Origin of the sequence: Capillimicrobium parvum (genome assembly GCF_021172045.1) — a bacterium.
Taxonomy (GTDB): domain Bacteria; phylum Actinomycetota; class Thermoleophilia; order Solirubrobacterales; family Solirubrobacteraceae; genus Capillimicrobium; species Capillimicrobium parvum.
Genome location: NZ_CP087164.1, coordinates 5,655,234 through 5,671,578, shown reverse-complemented (window position 1 = coordinate 5,671,578; position 16,345 = coordinate 5,655,234). Strand labels below are relative to the sequence as shown.

Genomic DNA, 16,345 nt, shown 5'->3' with positions numbered 1-16,345 from the left:
ATGGTGTGGGCGTGTCCGGAGCGCTTCCCCTCCTCGTCGCGGCGGCCCTGACGCCGGCCGGCATATGGCATGTCGGAGCGCCCGTCCGGACCGCAGCCCAGCACGCCACGCCCAGCGCGTGGGGCCAGGCGGCGGTCCCGGGACACGCGTCAGAGCGCAGCATCGTGGCCCGCGGGCAGGACAGCCGCGGCGCCATGCCTGCCCTGACGCCATCCGAGGGGAGCGTGGCGGCGCCGCAGGGGCGCCGCCGGACGACGGCGGTCGTCACCGGGCGGCTCGTGAGCGCCCCGCGCGTGGCAGCGCGGGCGCGAGCGCCACCGCGGTGAGGCGCCGGGGCGGCGCCGCGAGCCGCCGACGCTCCGCGGCCGGCCCCACATCGAGACGTGCGGGCGCCGATGCCCGGTGAGCGGGCGTGGACGGCCGAACGTCAGGCGCTGAGGACATCGGACGTGCGGGCGCCGATGCCCGGTGAGCGGGCGTGGACGGCCGAACGTCAGGCGCTGAGGGTCAGCTTGCGCGGGCCGGGGCGGAAGCCGAGCTCGATCAGCAGCGCCTCGAGGTCCGAGCCGACCACCGGCTCGCCGTCGACCTTCTCCAGGGAGAGCTTGCCCGCACGTCCGGCCCGGACGAACTCGGCGAGCGCCTCGAGCGCGTCGCGCAGCCGTGGGTCGTCGGCCGCCACCAGGACCTGCAGCCCCCGGCCGCCCTTCTCGACGAACACGACCGGCGCGGCGCCGGCCAGCACGACGTAGGCGCCGCGCACGCGGCGCGCCCGCGAGGTCGGCTCGCCCTCGCGCCGCGGCCACGGCAGCGCGGCTCCGTAGGGCTGGGCGGGATCGGTGGCGGCGAGGACGATCGGGGCGGCGCTGCCGGTCGCCGGATCGCGCTGGGCGCGCAGCCGCTCGACCGCGCCGGGCAGGGCGAACTGCGCGCCGCCGAGCCCTTCGACGAAATAGCCGCGCCGGCAGATCCCCAGCGTCTCGAGCGCCGACAGCGCGTCGTAGAGCGTGGAGAAGCCGCCGGGAACGCCCTCGGCGAGCACCTGCTCGCGGGTGACGATCCCGTAGCGCTCGAGCAGCAGCTCGGCGATGGTGCGGCGACGCTGGGTGGATGGGGTCAGATCAAGTTGCGCGCGGAAGATCGAGGCGGTCAGCGACCAGCGACCCTGGACGGTCGCGGTCGCCCCGCGCCGCCGGGAGCCGAAGCGCCGCGTCGAGGCCCGCTCGCGCGACCGCTGCGCGCGGGCCAGCGTCAGCCGCGGGGCCCGTAGCGGCGCCCAGGCGTCGTTCGTCGCCTCGCCCGCCCACACGAGGTCCCACAGCGCCTCCTGCACCTGCTCGGGCGACAGCTCGAGCTCGGCGAGCAGGTCGGTGAAGAAGCACGGCGCCGCGGCGATCCGCTCGCGCACGGCCCGGTGCTCGGGCAGGTCGGGGGCCTCGCCGTCCCGGCGCGGCGGCGGCCCGATCGCCTCGGCGTCCTCGCGGAAGTACAGCGCCACGCGGCCCGTCGAGCGCCCGAGCGAGCCGGCCCCGACCCACACGACCTCGCCCGACGCGCACAGCTGGTCAAGCCACGTCGGCGAGTACGCGCCGGTGCGGCGCGGCAGCACGTCGCGCTCCCACACCTCGGCGGGCAGCGCCAGCCCCTGCAGCGGCACGAGCACCTCGCGCAGGCGGTCGATGCCCGCGCCCGCCGCGGGATGGCGATCGACGCCCTGCCAGGAGGACAGGAACGCCGCGAACGCCCGCTGGTCGGCCGGCTCGATCTCCTTGCGCAGGACCGCCAGCGACGCCCGGCGCAGGCGCCGCAGCACCTCCGCGTCGCACCACTCGCGCTCGGACCCGCCGGGCCGCAGCTCGCCGCGCACCAGCTCGCCCGCGGCCTCCAGCGCGCCCAGCGCCGCGGACGGATCCACCCGGTAGCGCTCGCGCAGCTGCGCCGTCGTGAACGGCCCGTGGGTCCGCGCGTACCGCGCCGCGAGCCGCGCCAGGGCGTCCGGCACGTCGGCGACGAACGCCTCGGGCAGCCCGCTCGGCGCGACGACGCCGAGCGCGTCGCGATACAGCCCGGCGTCGTCGGCGGCGATCCAGCGCTCCTCGCCGGCGACCCGCACGCGCACCGCCCGCCGCTCCCCGGCCAGCGCGTCGAGCATCGCCGCCGCGTCCAGCCCGGGCAGGACCCGGCCGCGCACCTCGCCGGGCGTCAGGTCGCCGAGCCGGCGCAGCACGTCGGCGAGCGCATCGCGCGAGTCGGCCTGCGTGCGCGGCGAGCGGTGCTGCAGGTCGTCCTCGACCTGCTCGAGCGCGTCGGCGTCGATGAGGTCGCGCAGCTCCTCCTGGCCCAGCAGCTCGCGCAGGAGGTCGCGGTCCAGCGAGAGCGCCGCCGCGCGGCGCTCGGCGTTCGGCGTGTCGCCCTCGTACATGTACGTGGCGACGTAGTCGAACAGCAGCGACGACGCGTACGGCGAGGCGGTCGGCGTCTCGACCTCGACGAGCGAGAGGTCGCGCCGGTGCAGCGCCGTGAGCAGCTCGATCAGGCCGGGCAGGTCGAGGACGTCGCGCAGGCACTCGCGGTAGGTCTCGAGGATGATCGGGAAGTCGGCGTAGCGCTTGGCCACCTCGAGCAGCGACTGCGACTTCAGGCGCTGCTGCCACAGCGGCGTGCGCCGGCCCGGGTAGGCGCGCGGGATCAGCAGCGCGCGCCCGGCGTTCTCGCGGAAGCGCGCGCCGAACAGCGCGCTCGCGCCCAGCTCGCCCACGACGAGGTCCTCGATCTCGTCCGGCTCCACGAGCACGAGGTCGGCGCCGGGCGGCTCGTCCGCGTCGGGCAGATGGACGATGATGCCGTCGTCGGACCAGATCGCGTCGGACTCCAGGCCGAAGCGGTCGCGGATCCGGGCGCTGAGCGCGAGCGACCACGCCGCATGCACCCGGCCGCCGTAGGGCGACAGCACGCACAGGCGCCAGTCGCCGATCTCGTCGCGGAAGCGTTCGATCACCACGGTGCGATCGCTCGGCAGCACCCGCGTCGCCGCCTGCTGCTCGCGCAGGAAGTCGAGGAGGTTCTTCGCTGCGAGCTCGTCGAGGTCGTAGTCGCGCTCGAGCACCTCGGCGGGCTGGTCGACCGCCCAGCGCGCGAACGCGCCGATCGCCATGCCGAGCTCCTTCGGACGCCCCACGCCGTCGCCCTTCCAGAACGGCACCGCGCCCGGGACGCCGGGCGCCGGCGTGACCACCACGCGGTCGCGCCCGATCTCCTCGATGCGCCAGGAGGAGGCCCCGAGCAGGAACGTCTGGCCCGGCCGCGCCTCGTAGACCATCTCCTCGTCGAGCTCGCCGACGCGGCGGCCGTCGGGCAGCGTCACGCTGAACAGCCCGCGGTCCGGGATCGTGCCGGCGTTCGTGATCGCCAGCTGGCGCGCGCCCTTGCGCGGCCGGACCGTTCCGGCCACGCGGTCCCAAACGATCCGGGCCCGCAGCTCGCCGAACTCGGCCGACGGGTACCGGCCGTCGAGCATGTCGAGGACGTTCTCGAGCAGCGTGCGCGGCAGCTCGGCGTAGGAGTGCGTGCGCGTGACGAGCGCGTACAGGTCGTCGACGGAGACCGGCTCCTCGTCCGGGGCGCTGGCCGCGATCGCCACGATCTGCTGGGCGAGCACGTCGAGCGCGTTGCGCGGCACGACGGTCGGCTCGATCCGCCCCTCGCGCATGAGCCGCGTGACGACCGCGCACTCGAGCAGGTCGCTGCGGAACTTCGGGAAGATCCGGCCCTTGGATGTGTCGCCGACGTTGTGCCCCGCTCGCCCGATGCGCTGCAGGCCGCGCGCCACGGACTTCGGCGACTCGACCTGCAGCACCAGGTCGACCGCGCCCATGTCGATGCCGAGCTCGAGCGACGACGTGGCGACCAGGCACGGCAGCTCGCCCGCCTTGAGCATCTCCTCGACGACGGTGCGCTCCTCGCGCGCCAGCGAGCCATGGTGGGCGCGCGCGATGTCTTCGTCGGCGAGCTCGTTCAGACGCAGCGCGAGCCGCTCGGCGCCGCGCCGGTTGTTGACGAACACGATCGTCGAGCGGTGCTCGCGGACGAGCTCGAGGATCTGCGGGTAGATCGCCGGCCAGATCGAGCGGCGCGTCGCCTCGGTTCCCCCGGCCAGCGGATCGAGATCCGCGCCCGGGCTCGCATCGGGCTCGACCATCGACTCGACCGGCACCTGGATCCGGATGTCGAGCGGCTTGCGGATGCCCGCGTCGACGACCCGGCACCGGCGCCGGGGCCCGACCATGAAGCGCCCGACCTCCTCCAGCGGGTTCTGCGTCGCGCTCAGGCCGATGCGCTGGACCTCGTTCGAGGACGCCTCTTCGAGGCGCTCCAGCGTCAGCGCCAGGTGCGACCCGCGCTTCGTCGACGCGACCGCGTGGATCTCGTCGACGATCACGGCCTCCACGCCGGTCAGCATCTCGCGCGCCTGCGACGTGAGGATGAGGTACAGCGACTCCGGGGTCGTGATGAGGATGTCCGGCGGCTTGCGGCGCATCGCCGCGCGCTCGCGCTGCGGCGTGTCGCCGGTGCGGATGCCGACCTTCAGGTCCGCGCCGATGCCGCGCAGCGGGGCACGCAGGTTGCGCTCGATGTCGTAGGACAGGGCCTTCAGGGGCGAGACGTAGACGAGCCGCGTCGCGCCCTCGCCCGGCTCCTGGGAGAGCTTGTCGAGCGCCCACAGGAACGCCGCGAGCGTCTTGCCCGAGCCGGTGGGCGCCGACAGCAGGACGTGCTCGCCCGAGGCGATCGCCGGCCACGCCTGCTCCTGCGCCGCCGTCGGAGCGGCGAACGCGGAGGTGAACCAGTCGCGGACGCGGGGCGAGAAGGAACCGAGAGCGTCCACTAGTGGCCCATCTCGCAACCATCGACCCGAAATGCGGGCCGTCGATCACCGCCATGCGGCGTCCTCGACCACTCGAAATCCCAGGGGGATTCCTTCGGGTCTGCGTCCTCGCCCGGCGGCGCCGACGACCCACCTTTCAGACCGATGGTTACGAGACGGACCACTTGCCGCATTCTACGCGGCCTAGGAGAACGTCAGTTCGCGTGCCCGGAGGAACACCGCGTCGGTCATCGGCTCGGTCAGCTTGCCCGTGAACGTGTTCTGCTGCGACGGGTGGAAGCTGCCCAGCAGCACCCGGCCCGCGACCTCCGCCTCGGCGAGATGGCCGAAGCGCGGCCGCGGCCGGACCGGCCCGAGGATTCGCAGCGCCGCGTCCCACGCGAACGCGCCGAGGCACACGATGACGCGCACCCGGTCCAGCAGCTCGAGCTCCTCCACGGCGTACGGCAGGCAGCGGTCGCGCTCCTGCGGAGTCGGCTTGTTCGCCGGCGGCGCACAGCGCACCGCCGCCGCGATCCACGCGCCGGTCAGCCGCAGCCCGTCGTCGATCGACACCGATGTCGGCTGGTTGGCGAACCCGGTCCGGTGCATCGAGGCGAACAGCCAGTCGCCCGAACGGTCGCCGGTGAACACCCGGCCGGTGCGGTTGGCCCCGTGCGCCGCGGGCGCCAGGCCGAGCACGAACACCTGCGCCTCCGGGTCGCCGAAGCCCGGGACCGGCCGGCCCCAATATTCCTGGTCGGCGAACGCCGCCCGCTTGACCCGCGCGACCTCCTCGCGCCACACGACCAGCCGCGGGCACGCCCGGCAGGTCGCGATGCGCGCCTCGAGGTCAGCGAGAGGTCTCGAGGAGGCCAAGGGCGAGGCGCTCGATGACCGGCTCGAGCTCCATCAGGTCTTCGGGCTCGCCGAGGCGCAGCTGGCGCGAGCACAGCTCGACCGTCGCCCCCACGATCGCGAACGCGTCGTGCGGCGAGCGGAAGCGCGGTGTGCCGTGCTTGTGATGGGCGGCCGCGTTCTCGGCCTCGACGAGCGAAGCGAAGCGCTCGAGCATCGCGTCGCGGCGCTCCACGGCGCGCGGGCCGGCACCGATGATCTCGACCAGCAGCGTCTGGGCGCGCTGCGGATCCTCCGCGAGCGCCTGCAGGAACGCGCGCCCGCCGGCGCGGATCTGCGCTTCGGGCGCCGCGGCGACCTGGCCCGTGGCCTGCGCCATCCGCCGGACGAGCTGCTCGGCGGACTCGTCGAACAGCGCGAGGATCGCGTCCTCCTTGTTCGTGAAGTGCTCGTAGAACGTCGCCTTCGACATCCCCGCCTCGCGGCTGATGGCCTCGGCGGTCGCCTTGGCGTAGCCCTGCTCGGCGAACACGGCGGCCGCCGCGTTGAGCAGCCGCTCGCGCTGCACCTCGAGCCGGACTTCGAGCGGCGGAGCGTGGCGGCCGCGCGGAATCGAGGGTGGACGGTTCACGAGCGCAGTGTAGATAGGCTCCCGGCCGTGCGATTCGCGCCCCCCGCCATCCTCGCCGCCCTGGCCGTCGTCGTCCTGGCCGGCTGCTCGGGCCAGACGAAGAACAAGTCCGCCAAGGACTTCAACGGCGAACAGAAGGCCGTCGCCCAGGTCGTCGACGACCTCGGCAACGCCGGATCGGACAAGGACGCGAAGGAGATCTGCACGTCGATCTTCGCCCCGGAGGTCGCCGCGAAGCTCAAGCAGGGCAACCGCGACTGCCAGGACGTCGTCGACGACCAGATCTCCGACGCCAACACCTTCGACCTCACGGTGAAGTCGGTCAAGGTCACCGGGAACACCGCCACCGCGCGCGTCGAGTCGACGTTCGACGGCAACGACGCGCTGCGCACGCTCAGCTTCCGCAAGGACGGCCAGGCCTGGCGGCTCGTGTCGATCGCCGCGTGAGGCGGCCGCTCAGCCCAGCTTGCGCCCGTACTGGCGCTCGTAGTACTCGCGGTAGTCGCCGGAGCGGATCGGCTCCCACCACCAGGCGTTGTCGCGGTACCACAGCACGGTCCGCCGCAGGCCCTCCTCGAAGCGCACCTGCGCCTCCCAGCCCAGCGCCCGGACCTTCTCGGAGCCGAGGCTGTAGCGGCGGTCGTGGCCGGGCCGGTCGGTGACGTACTCGATGATCGAGGGGTCCGCGCCCGTCTGCTCGACGATGCGGTTGACGACCTCGATGTTCGGGCACTCGTCCGGGCCGCCGACGTTGTAGGCCTCGCCGGGCCGGCCGTGCGCGAGCACGTGGCCGATGCCGCGGCCGAAGTCCTCGACGTAGAGCCAGTTGCGCACCTGCATGCCGTCGCCGTAGACCGGCAGGGGGTCGCCGTGCATGGCGTTCAGGACCATCAGGGGGATGAGCTTCTCCGGGTACTGCCACGGCCCGTAGTTGTTCGAGCCCCGGCAGATCAGCGTCTCGAGGCCGTACGTGTGGAAGTAGCTGGAGACGAGCAGGTCGGCGCCGGCCTTGCTCGCGCTGTACGGGCTCGACGGCTGGATCGGCGACTCCTCGGTGAAGGAGCCCTCCTCGATCGAGCCGTAGACCTCGTCGGTCGAGATCTGCACGTAGCGGGAGACCTGATGGCGGCGCGCGGCCTCCAGCAGCTCGTACGTGCCCTGGCCGTTGGTCTTGACGAACGCGTCGGGCTCGGAGATCGAGCGGTCGACGTGGGTCTCGGCCGCGAAGTTCACGATCGCGTCCACGCCGTCGCCGATCGCCCGGTCGACGGCGTCGCCGTCCTCGATCGCGCCGACGACGAGCTCGACGTCGGGCAGGTCCTGCAGGTTCTCGCGCCGCCCGGCGTACGTGAGCTTGTCGAGGACGACGACCTCGTCGCCCTCGTCGCGCACCCGCAGCCGGACGAAGTTCGAGCCGATGAAGCCGGCCCCTCCACATACGAGCAGTCTCATCAGGCCTTCCTTTCCGCTAGATGTCCGGCGACCCCCTGCTGCCACGGCGGCAGGACGATCGGGTCCGGGCGCTCGGTGCCCAGCACGCTGAAGGCCGGCCGCGGCGCCGGGCGCTTGAACGCCTCGCTCGTCGTCGGCAGCACGCGGCAGCTGATGCCCGCCTGGTCGAAGATCTCGAGCGCCAGCTCGTTCCAGGAGCACGCGCCCTGGCCCGCGATGTGATGGATGCCGAAGTCGTCGCGCTCGGCGACCTCGATGAGCGCGTCGGCGAGGTGGCCGGTCCAGGTGGGGCAGCCGACCTGGTCGGTGACGACGCTGACCTCGTCGCGCTCGGCGCCGAGGCGCAGCATCGTGTCGACGAAGTTGCCGCCGCCGACGCCGAAGACCCAGGCGGTCCGCACGATCGCGTGGCGCGGCGTCGCGTCGGCGACCTGCTCCTCGCCGCGCAGCTTCGTCAGCCCGTAGACCGACTGCGGGTCGACCGCGTCGCTCTCGAGCCACGGCTCGGCCTTGTCGCCGTTGAAGACGTAGTCGGTCGAGACGTGGACGATGCGCGCGCCGACGTCCGCGGCGGCGCGGGCGATGTTGCCGGCGCCGGTGCCGTTGGCGGCCATCGCGCCGTCGAGGTCGCTCTCGGCGCCGTCGACGTCGGTCCATGCCGCGCAGTTGACGATCGCCTCGGGACCGAAGTCCTCGACGACCCGCAGACAGTCGTCGGGGTCGGTGATGTCGAGGTCGGCGCGCTTGCAGGCGGCGACGTCGTGGCCGAGCGCGGTGGCCCGCTCGCAGACGCGGTGGCCGAGCATCCCGCCGGCGCCGGTGATCAGGAGCTTCACTTCGTGTCACCTCGCTCGGGGGCCCGCCGAAGGTGGCCAGGAGCCGGCAGCGCCGTTTGAGTGGTGAGTGCAGGCACCTTCGCCATTCCTAGAGGATCCCGATCTCCGAGTTGTCGCCGACCATGAACCGGTACGCCCGGGGCTGACGGCCCTCGTCGCGGCTGATCGTCACGTTGCGGCCCAGCAGCGACGACTCCATCCGCCCCTCGAGGTGGCGCACCTTCGATCCGGCGAGCAGGATCGAGTGCTCGATCTCCGCCGCCTCGACGACGCAGTCCTCCGCGATCGCCGAGTACGGCCCCACGTAGCAGTCGATGAGCCGCGTCCCCGCGCCGATGATCGCCGGCCCGCGGACCGCCGAGCGCTCGAGCACCGCGCCCTTCTCGATCACCACGCGCCCCTCGACCGTCGACTCGATGAGCTCGCCCTCGACCCGCGTCTGGAGGTTGTCGAGGATGAGCCGGTTGGCCTCGAGCATGTCGTCCAGGCGCCCGGTGTCCTTCCACCAGCCCTCGACGATGTGCGGCTCCACGCGCGCGCCCTTGTCGACGAGATGCTGGATCGCGTCGGTGATCTCCAGTTCGCCGCGGGCGGACGGCTCGATCGCTCGCGCCGCGTCGTGGATGACCGGCGAGAACAGGTAGACGCCGACGAGCGCGAGGTTCGTCTTCGGCTCCGGCGGCTTCTCGGCCAGCGCGACGACGCGGTCGCCGTCGAGCTCGGCCACGCCGTAGTGCTCGGGGTCCGGCACCGGCGTCAGGAGGATCAGCGCCTCGGGGTTGGCGGACTCGAACTGGGCGACGAGCTCCTTGATGCCGCCCTGCAGGAGGTTGTCGCCCAGGTACATCACGAACGGATCGCGGCCGAGGAACGGCTCGGCGGTGAGGACCGCATGGGCCAGGCCCGCGGGCTCGTCCTGGACGATATAGGTGATCTCGACGCCGAACCGCGAGCCGTCGCCGGCGGCGGCGCGGATCTCGTCGCCCGTCTCCGGGGCGATGATGATGCCGACCTGCTCGATGCCCGCGGCGGCCATCGCCTCGATGCCGTAGAACAGCACAGGCTTGTTGGCGACCGGCACGAGCTGCTTGGCGCTCGTGTGGGTGATGGGGCGCAGGCGCGTGCCCTTGCCACCCGAGAGGATCAGGCCCTTCAACGCGGTCATGGTTGCTAATACACCCCTGCCAGCTTGCGGTGGTCCCAGGTGACCCGGTTGCGCTCGATGAACTGCAGGCCGACCCGCTTCGCGGCCTGCGCGGTCACGGCCGCGCGTGCGTCGTCCGACAGCTCGCCTCCGTCGCCGTAGCGGGCGAAGATCTCCAGTCCGAGCGCCGTGACCGTATCGAGATCGCGGTGGACGACGGCGTCCGTCTCGAGCATGACGCCGCGCAGCAGGTGGTACTCCGTGCCGGCCTCGACCTGCAGCGTGGCGCGCGGGTCGCGGTCGAGGTTGCGCACCTTCTGCGACTTCGCGTAGGTCCACGCCCACAGATGCTCGCCCCGACCATTCTGCGATGCGGGCCCCCAGGGTCCGTCGGCAGGCAGATGTTGCCCGCGGACGTACCAGAGCGGCATCAGGTGCGGCCGGCCGTCGCGGCCGATCGTCGCGCAGGTCACGGTGCGCTCGCCGTCGAGGAACGCGCGCACCTCGTCTGCGGACATGCGGATCTGGTCACGGCGGCTCATGACGACGCGGGGAGGCTAGCCATCCCGCGCCGGACGCTCCAGCGCGCCGGCCGGATGCGCGGTTCCCGTCACCGCACCGGCGCGAGCCGGCTGACGGCCTCCCGGACGGCGTCGCGGGCGTCGGCGGGCTCGAGCACGACGGACTCGCCGGCTCCCTTGAGGACCTCGCGCACCAGGTAGTCCAGCCCCTTGAACGGCAGCTCGACGACGATGGCCCCGTCGGCGAGCTCCTCGGTCACGCGGCGCGCCTCGCGCTCCCAGCGGGCGCGCTCCGGGGCGATCCACAGCCGGGCCATCCGGGAGGCCTCCACCTCGCCGGTCCGCAGCCAGCCCTCGACCGCGGCGGCCGGGTCGACCTCGGGGCGGGGCGTGAAGCGCTCGTCGAGCACGGTCACGTGCTTGATGCGATCGAGACGGAAGTGGCGCTGGCCGTCGCCCTCGGCGCTCGGGTCGTAGGACGCGACGTACCAGCCCTCGAGCCCGTTGGTCAGCGCGTACGGCTCGACGGTCCGGGAGGAGAACTCGTCCTCGTTGGCCTTGTAGTACTCGAGCTCGATGAGCCGCCGGCCGGCGATCGCGCCGGAGACGACCTTGGCGATCTCCGAGTCGTCGCCACCCGCCGACGCGATGTGCAGGCCGCCCTCGGTCGGGTCCTCGCCGAGCGCGGCGACGATCTTCTCGCGCGCGCCGGCCAGGGAGCCCTCGGGGATGTGCTCGCCGATCAGGTCGATGGCGGCGATGAGCGCCTTGGCCTCGACCGGCAGCAGACGGGCAGGGCGGGCGAAGTTGTCGGAGTACGGCTCGGGGTCGACCTCGATCTCGCCGTCGTCGGTCAGCTCGGCGTAGAGCACGTAGGAGCCGCCGCCGAAGTTGACGACGTTGAGGACGTTGATGTCCTCGCGCAGCTCGGCCTCGGAGACCTGCAGGAGCTCGATCACGTCATCGCGCTGCAGCGTGCGGCCGGCGCGGCCCGCCTCGATGAGGACGGACGCGAGCGTGACGAGCCGGGCGAAGCGCTCGGGGCGGATCGCCGTCTCGCGCCGGCCGGCGCCGTTGGACTCGGCCTCGGCGGCGGCCGGCGGCGGGCCGGAGCCGACGCACTCGGCCAGCTCGAACGTGCCGGTGTGACGCTCGCCGACCAGCGCCGCGCGCTGGGCGACCTCGTCCACGAGGTCGGGTGGGCCGAGGACGCGCGCGTGCTCGCCGAGGCTCAGGACCCAGGCGGCGATGAGCCGGGAGACGGCGTAGTCGGTGTAGAGGACGATGGCGCCGTCGGCGACGGGCTCGACGCGGCCGTAGCGGCCGAAGTGGCGCTTGATCTGCCAGGCGATGCGCTCGGAGATCCACACCTCGGCGGTGGCCTCCGCGTCGCCCATCTGCCAGGCGGCGCGATGCGCGTACGGGCGCGGGTCGAAGTCGACCGGGCGCTTGAAGTCGTGCTCGGCCTTCGTCGCGTACGCGACCTTGCCGCGGATGCGCGACAGCCGGAAGACGCGCAGGGCGTCGCGCTCGTGCGAGCGGCCGAGCAGGTAGAACTGCCCGTCGCGGTAGAGCAGGTGGTACGGGTCGACCTTGCGGTGGCTGACCTCGTCGCGCTGCATCGTGTAGTAGTCGAACGTGATCGTCTTGTGGCGGAAGATCGCCGTCTCGACCTTGGCGAGGCGCTGCGAGAGCTCGTGGCCGCCGGCGGAGGCGGTGAGGCCCAGCGCGACCGAGCCCTGGTCGGGAGCCCGCAGCGGGCTCGGGCGGCCCCACGAGATCTGCTGCAGCGCGAGGCGCAGCGGCTCGGCATAGGCGAACTCGCCGTCGAGCAGCGCGAGCGCGGTCTGCAGCGAGGCGAGCTCGGCGTCGGAGAACTCGATCGCGGGCAGGTGGAAGTTCTCGGGCCGCAGCGAGTAGTTCTCCTGCTCGGCGATGCCGTCGGCGGGCTTGTCGACCGTGAGGGCGATGCCGAGCGATTCGAGCTCGGCGCGATCGGCGTAGAAGCGCCGCGCGAAGGCGTCCTCGTTCATGCCGCTGTAGCCCTCGACGTCGCGGCGGATCTCGGTCGCGGTGACCGGGCGCCGCTCGGCCATGAGGTAGGAGATGAGCGAGAGCTGCCTGATCAGCTTCTCGGTGTCTTTGGCCATCGGTGCTCAACGATAGGGGGCGCGGGCTGCGTCGGGCCGGGGGCTTTTCCCGCTCTTTGCGGGACAACCGTCTATCGTCGGACCGACGTGACCCGGCTGGCCATCGTCGATGACCACGAGGCGCTGCGGGAAGGGCTCGAGGCGCTCATGGTGGGCGGGGAGCTCGAAGTCGTCGGCACGGCCGGCAACGCCGCGGCCGCGCTCGACGTGGTCGAGCATGCCCGGCCGGACGTCGTGCTCGTCGACATCGGGCTGCCCGATGCCTCGGGGATCGAGCTGGCCCGCCAGCTCATCGCCCGCCACCGCACGCTGCGGGTCGTGCTCTACACCGAGGACGCCGACGCCGATCTCCTGTACGCGGGCCTCGATGCGGGGGCCGCCGGCTACGTGCTGAAGGCCGGGCCGGTGCACGAGCTGGTCGCGGCGGTGGCGCAGGTCGCGGCGGGCGGCACGTACGTCGACCCCCGCCTGGACCGCGTCCTCGAGTCCGAGCGCACCGTCACCCGCGTCTCCCAGCTCTCGCCGCGCGAGCGCGAGGTGATGCACCTCATGGCCGAGGGGCTGACGGCCGAGGCCGCGGGCGGCGAGCTCGGCGTGTCGGTCGAGACCGTGCGCACCCACGTCCGCAACGCGGTCCGCAAGCTGCAGGCGCGCAACCGCGTGCATGCGATCGCGCTGGCGCTCGAGCGGGGCGAGGTCTCGCTCGGGACCCCGTCGGGCGCGCACCCGCCGTCCCGGGGGGCGGGGCGGCGGTGGAGCGCGTGAGCTGAGGCCGCCCGTCAGCCCTGGGCGTTGGCCTTCCTCGTCCGCGCCGCCTTCTTCGCCGCCGCGCTGCGCTTGGCGGCGTTGCGCTGCCGTGTCGCCGCGGCCTTCCTTGCCGCGTCCTTGCGCTTCGCCGGCCCGCCCGCGGCCCGGTCCTCGATCTCCTGCGACGCACGCTTGAGGTCCGCGAGCACCTCACGCACCGTCTTCTGTGGGTCCTTCGCGCGCTTGCGCCCGCCCTCGACCGCGTCCGCGACGGTCGTGGCGACCCGCTTTCGCAGGCCGCGGGCGCGAAGGGTGTCCACGAGGTCCGACTGCCTGCTCTTGGCCATGGGGCGCGGATCCTTTCGTCTCGTTCGTCGAAGGCGTGGGTACCCGTCCGCGCCGTCCGCTATCGCCGCCCGCCGGGCGGCGGCGTGGGCTACGCGGCCTCGGCCGCCGCGGGCTCGCAGGGCACGCGGTCGCGCCCGGCCGCGAAGTACGCACCGCCGCCGAGCGCCCGGTCGAAGCCCGACCAGCACTCGCCCTCCTGCAGCTCCTTCTCGAGCCGGTCGAACGAGCCGAGGCGGCCGCCGAGGTTGTCGACGAAGTGCACGAGCGTCGCCTCCCGCGTGCACGGCACCACCGGGGAGCCGTGCTCGAGCGAGCCGTGGTGGCTGAGCACGATGTGCAGCAGCGCCTCGGCGCGGTCGTCGGGGAAGCCCTCGATCGCGCCGATCGTGCGCAGGACGCGCGTGTAGCCGAGCACGATCTCGCCCTGCAGGCGCCCCGCGTCGGTCATCTCGATGCGCAGGCCGTCCGTGGCGTAGGCCTCGAGCTTGCCGATGTCGTGCAGCAGCGCGCCGGTGACCGCGACGTCGTGGTCGATGCCCGGGAACGTGTTGCTGACGGCGTGGACCGCCTGCGCGACCGTGAGCGAGTGCTCGAGCAGCCCGTGGCGGTAGGCCTGGTGGTAGGTCTTCGCCGCCGGCGCCTCGCGGTACGCCGGCCAGCAGCGCCCCGACGGGCCGATGAGCCGGTCGAGCAGCTCGGCGAGGAACGGGTCGCGGACCGTGGCGGTCAGCTGGCGTAGCTCGGCCTCCATCTGCTCGGCGGGCTTCGGCGGCCCGTCGAGGAGGTCGGCCGGGTCGTAGCTGCCCTCCGCCGGGCGGCGCAGCGCCCGGACGACGATCTCGGCGCCGTAGCGGGGATGCGAGCCGAAGCGCCCGATGACCCGCACGGCCACGCCGGGCTGGACGTGACGCCCGAGCTCCGCCGCCCCGTCCCAGATCGTCGCGGTCACCCGGCCGGTCCGGTCGGCCAGGGTCAGCTTGAGGAACTCGCGGCCGTCGCGCTTCTGGCGCACCTCGGCCTCACGGACCAGCATGACCTGGTCGACCTCGCATCCGTCGGTGAGGTTCCGGACGAACATGGCGCAAACGTAGACACGCCCGCGGACGAATCCCCGCAGGAGGTAGATTCCCGGCGCATGGGTCGCACCGCGATCGTCACGGGAGGCACCGGCGGGCTCGGCAGCGCGGTGACGCGCGCGTTCCTCGACGACGGATGGCGCGTCGTCGTGCCGTGGGTCGACGAGCGCGAGCTCGACCGGGTCGAGCGGCGCGACGGCCTGGAGCTCATCCAGGCCGACCTGTTCGACGAGGCCTCGGTCGCCGCGGTGGTCGCCCGCGCGACGCACGACGCCGGGGCGCCCCTGGCCGCGGCGGTCAACCTCGTCGGCGGCTTCTCCGAGGGCGGCCGCGTCCACGAGACCCCCATCGGCGACTTCGAGGCGCAGTTCCGCCTCAACCTGCGCCCGGCCTACCTCGTCTGCGCCGCCTCGCTGCCCCACATGCTCGAGGCGGGCAGCGGCGCGATCGTCTGCGTGTCGACCCGCGCCGCCGTGCGCCCCTTCGCCGGCGCCGCGGGCTACATCTCCTCGAAGGCCGCGGTGCTCGCGCTGGTCGACGCGATGTCGGCCGAGTACCGCAAGGACGGCATCCGGGTCAACGCGATCCTGCCGAGCATCATCGACACCCCCGGCAACCGGGCGGCGAACTCGAACGCCAACTTCGACAACTGGGTCAAGCCGGAGGAGATCGCCGGCGTCATCCGCTTCCTGTGCTCCGACGCGTCGTCGCCGACCAGCGGCGCGCACGTGCCCGTCTATGGTCGAGCCTGAGACCAGGCCGCGCGGCGGCATCGACCTCGGCGGGACCAAGATCCAGGCGATCGTCGCCGACGCCGACCACAAGGTCCTCGGCGAGGCGCGCCAGCCGACGCCGACCACCGGCGGTCCGCAGGACGTCATCAACGCGCTCGCCGACGTGATGCGCCAGGCGTGCGTCGGGGCCGGCCTGAACGCCGACGAGCTCGGGGGCGTGGGGCTCGGCTCGCCGGGCGACATCGACGCCAGGCAGGGGACGATCGCGCAGGCCGGCAACCTGCCGAACTGGACCGGCGCGGTGCCGGTCGCCGAGATGCTCGGCGCCGCGCTCGGAACGTCCGTGGCGATCGGCAACGACGTGTCGGTCGCGACGCGGGCCGAGTTCGAGCTCGGCGCCGGCAAGCCGTACGGGTCGCTGCTCGGCGTCTTCTGGGGCACCGGCGTGGGCGGGGGCCTCATCCTCGACGGCAAGGAGTGGGAGGGCCGCGCCGCGGCCGGCGAGATCGGCCACATGGTCGTCAAGCGCGGCGGCGCCCTCTGCCCGTGCGGGCGGCACGGGTGCATGGAGGCCTACGCCGGGCGCAAGGCGATGGAGGTCGAAGCGCGCAGGCGCCACGACGAGGGCGAGCACACCGACCTCTTCAAGATCATGAAGGAGCGGGGGCGCGACCGGCTCACCAGCGGCGTCTGGGAGCGGGCGCTCAAGCACGGCGACCAGCTCGCCGAGCATCTCTTCGAGCGCGCCTACCTGGCGCTGGGCGCCGGCGTCGCCTCGGCGATCAACCTGCTCGACGTCGAGGCGGTCGTCCTCGGCGGCGGGCTGGGCGTCCGTTTCGGCGACGCCGCGGCCGCGCGCCTGGCCGAGGCGATGCGGCCGCACCTCTTCAACGACGACCGCCCGCCCGCGGTGGCCGTCGCGGCGCTCGGCGACTACGGCGGCGCGCTCGGCGCCGCCATGCTCGTCGGCCCGTGAGCCGACCG

General features: G+C 73.3%; 14 protein-coding genes. 4 read left to right on the top strand and 10 right to left on the bottom strand.

Annotated features, from left to right (window positions below; all coding sequences use genetic code 11):
- Positions 1–493: 493 nt before the first annotated feature.
- From DSM104329_RS27445 to DSM104329_RS27435, 3 genes are all read right to left on the bottom strand, one after another.
- A complete protein-coding gene (locus tag DSM104329_RS27445) occupies positions 494–4,885 on the bottom strand; it encodes a DEAD/DEAH box helicase (RefSeq protein ID WP_259313057.1) in 4,392 nt (1,463 codons plus the stop codon).
- A gap of 183 nt (positions 4,886–5,068) precedes the next feature.
- Positions 5,069–5,743, bottom strand: coding sequence for a uracil-DNA glycosylase (locus DSM104329_RS27440; RefSeq protein WP_259313056.1), 675 nt, complete (start codon positions 5,741–5,743; stop codon positions 5,069–5,071).
- Entirely contained in the window at positions 5,718–6,353 is a 636-nt protein-coding gene (locus tag DSM104329_RS27435; RefSeq protein WP_259313055.1) for a TetR/AcrR family transcriptional regulator, read from the bottom strand. Before DSM104329_RS27435 ends, DSM104329_RS27440 begins: the two co-directional genes overlap by 26 nt.
- Positions 6,354–6,380: 27 nt before the next feature.
- Between DSM104329_RS27435 and DSM104329_RS27430 the strand changes: the two genes are divergently transcribed.
- Positions 6,381–6,800, top strand: a complete 420-nt coding sequence (locus DSM104329_RS27430; RefSeq protein ID WP_259313054.1) for a nuclear transport factor 2 family protein — start codon at positions 6,381–6,383, stop codon at positions 6,798–6,800.
- A 9-nt stretch (positions 6,801–6,809) separates the two neighbouring features.
- On the opposite strand, the gene rfbB is transcribed toward DSM104329_RS27430, so the two are convergent.
- The 5 genes from rfbB to DSM104329_RS27405 all read right to left on the bottom strand — a co-directional run bounded on the left by rfbB (position 6,810) and on the right by DSM104329_RS27405 (position 12,456).
- Positions 6,810–7,805: a dTDP-glucose 4,6-dehydratase gene (gene rfbB / locus DSM104329_RS27425; RefSeq protein ID WP_259313053.1), complete on the bottom strand. Its 996-nt coding sequence runs from the start codon at positions 7,803–7,805 to the stop codon at positions 6,810–6,812.
- Complete coding sequence (gene rfbD, locus DSM104329_RS27420) at positions 7,805–8,641, bottom strand: dTDP-4-dehydrorhamnose reductase (RefSeq protein WP_259313052.1); 837 nt, start codon at positions 8,639–8,641, stop codon at positions 7,805–7,807. The genes rfbB and rfbD overlap by 1 nt, the downstream gene beginning before the upstream one ends.
- A gap of 88 nt (positions 8,642–8,729) precedes the next feature.
- On the bottom strand, positions 8,730–9,806 hold the full coding sequence (locus DSM104329_RS27415) for a glucose-1-phosphate thymidylyltransferase (RefSeq protein WP_259313051.1): 1,077 nt from the start codon (positions 9,804–9,806) through the stop codon (positions 8,730–8,732).
- A gap of 5 nt (positions 9,807–9,811) precedes the next feature.
- Complete coding sequence (locus DSM104329_RS27410; RefSeq protein ID WP_259313050.1) at positions 9,812–10,327, bottom strand: pyridoxamine 5'-phosphate oxidase family protein; 516 nt, start codon at positions 10,325–10,327, stop codon at positions 9,812–9,814.
- A 68-nt stretch (positions 10,328–10,395) separates the two neighbouring features.
- Positions 10,396–12,456: a helix-turn-helix transcriptional regulator gene (locus DSM104329_RS27405; RefSeq protein WP_259313049.1), complete on the bottom strand. Its 2,061-nt coding sequence runs from the start codon at positions 12,454–12,456 to the stop codon at positions 10,396–10,398.
- An 87-nt stretch (positions 12,457–12,543) separates the two neighbouring features.
- On the opposite strand from DSM104329_RS27405, the gene DSM104329_RS27400 reads away from it, so the two are divergent.
- Positions 12,544–13,221 carry a response regulator transcription factor gene (locus DSM104329_RS27400; protein ID WP_259313048.1) on the top strand — a complete coding sequence of 226 codons (678 nt, stop codon included), beginning with the start codon at positions 12,544–12,546 and terminating at the stop codon, positions 13,219–13,221.
- A gap of 14 nt (positions 13,222–13,235) precedes the next feature.
- On the opposite strand, the gene DSM104329_RS27395 is transcribed toward DSM104329_RS27400, so the two are convergent.
- Positions 13,236–13,550 (bottom strand): hypothetical protein, encoded by a 315-nt coding sequence (locus DSM104329_RS27395; protein ID WP_259313047.1) that lies wholly within the window; start codon positions 13,548–13,550, stop codon positions 13,236–13,238.
- Positions 13,551–13,639: 89 nt separating this feature from the next.
- Entirely contained in the window at positions 13,640–14,629 is a 990-nt protein-coding gene (locus DSM104329_RS27390; protein WP_259313046.1) for a 3'-5' exoribonuclease YhaM family protein, read from the bottom strand.
- A gap of 57 nt (positions 14,630–14,686) precedes the next feature.
- Here DSM104329_RS27390 and DSM104329_RS27385 point away from each other — a divergent pair, with 57 nt between their 5' ends.
- Together DSM104329_RS27385 and DSM104329_RS27380 are read left to right on the top strand one after the other, a co-directional pair.
- On the top strand, positions 14,687–15,379 hold the full coding sequence (locus tag DSM104329_RS27385) for an SDR family oxidoreductase (protein WP_259313045.1): 693 nt from the start codon (positions 14,687–14,689) through the stop codon (positions 15,377–15,379).
- Complete coding sequence (locus DSM104329_RS27380) at positions 15,366–16,337, top strand: ROK family protein (RefSeq protein ID WP_259313044.1); 972 nt, start codon at positions 15,366–15,368, stop codon at positions 16,335–16,337. The genes DSM104329_RS27385 and DSM104329_RS27380 overlap by 14 nt, the downstream gene beginning before the upstream one ends.
- The last annotated feature ends 8 nt before the right edge of the window (positions 16,338–16,345 follow it).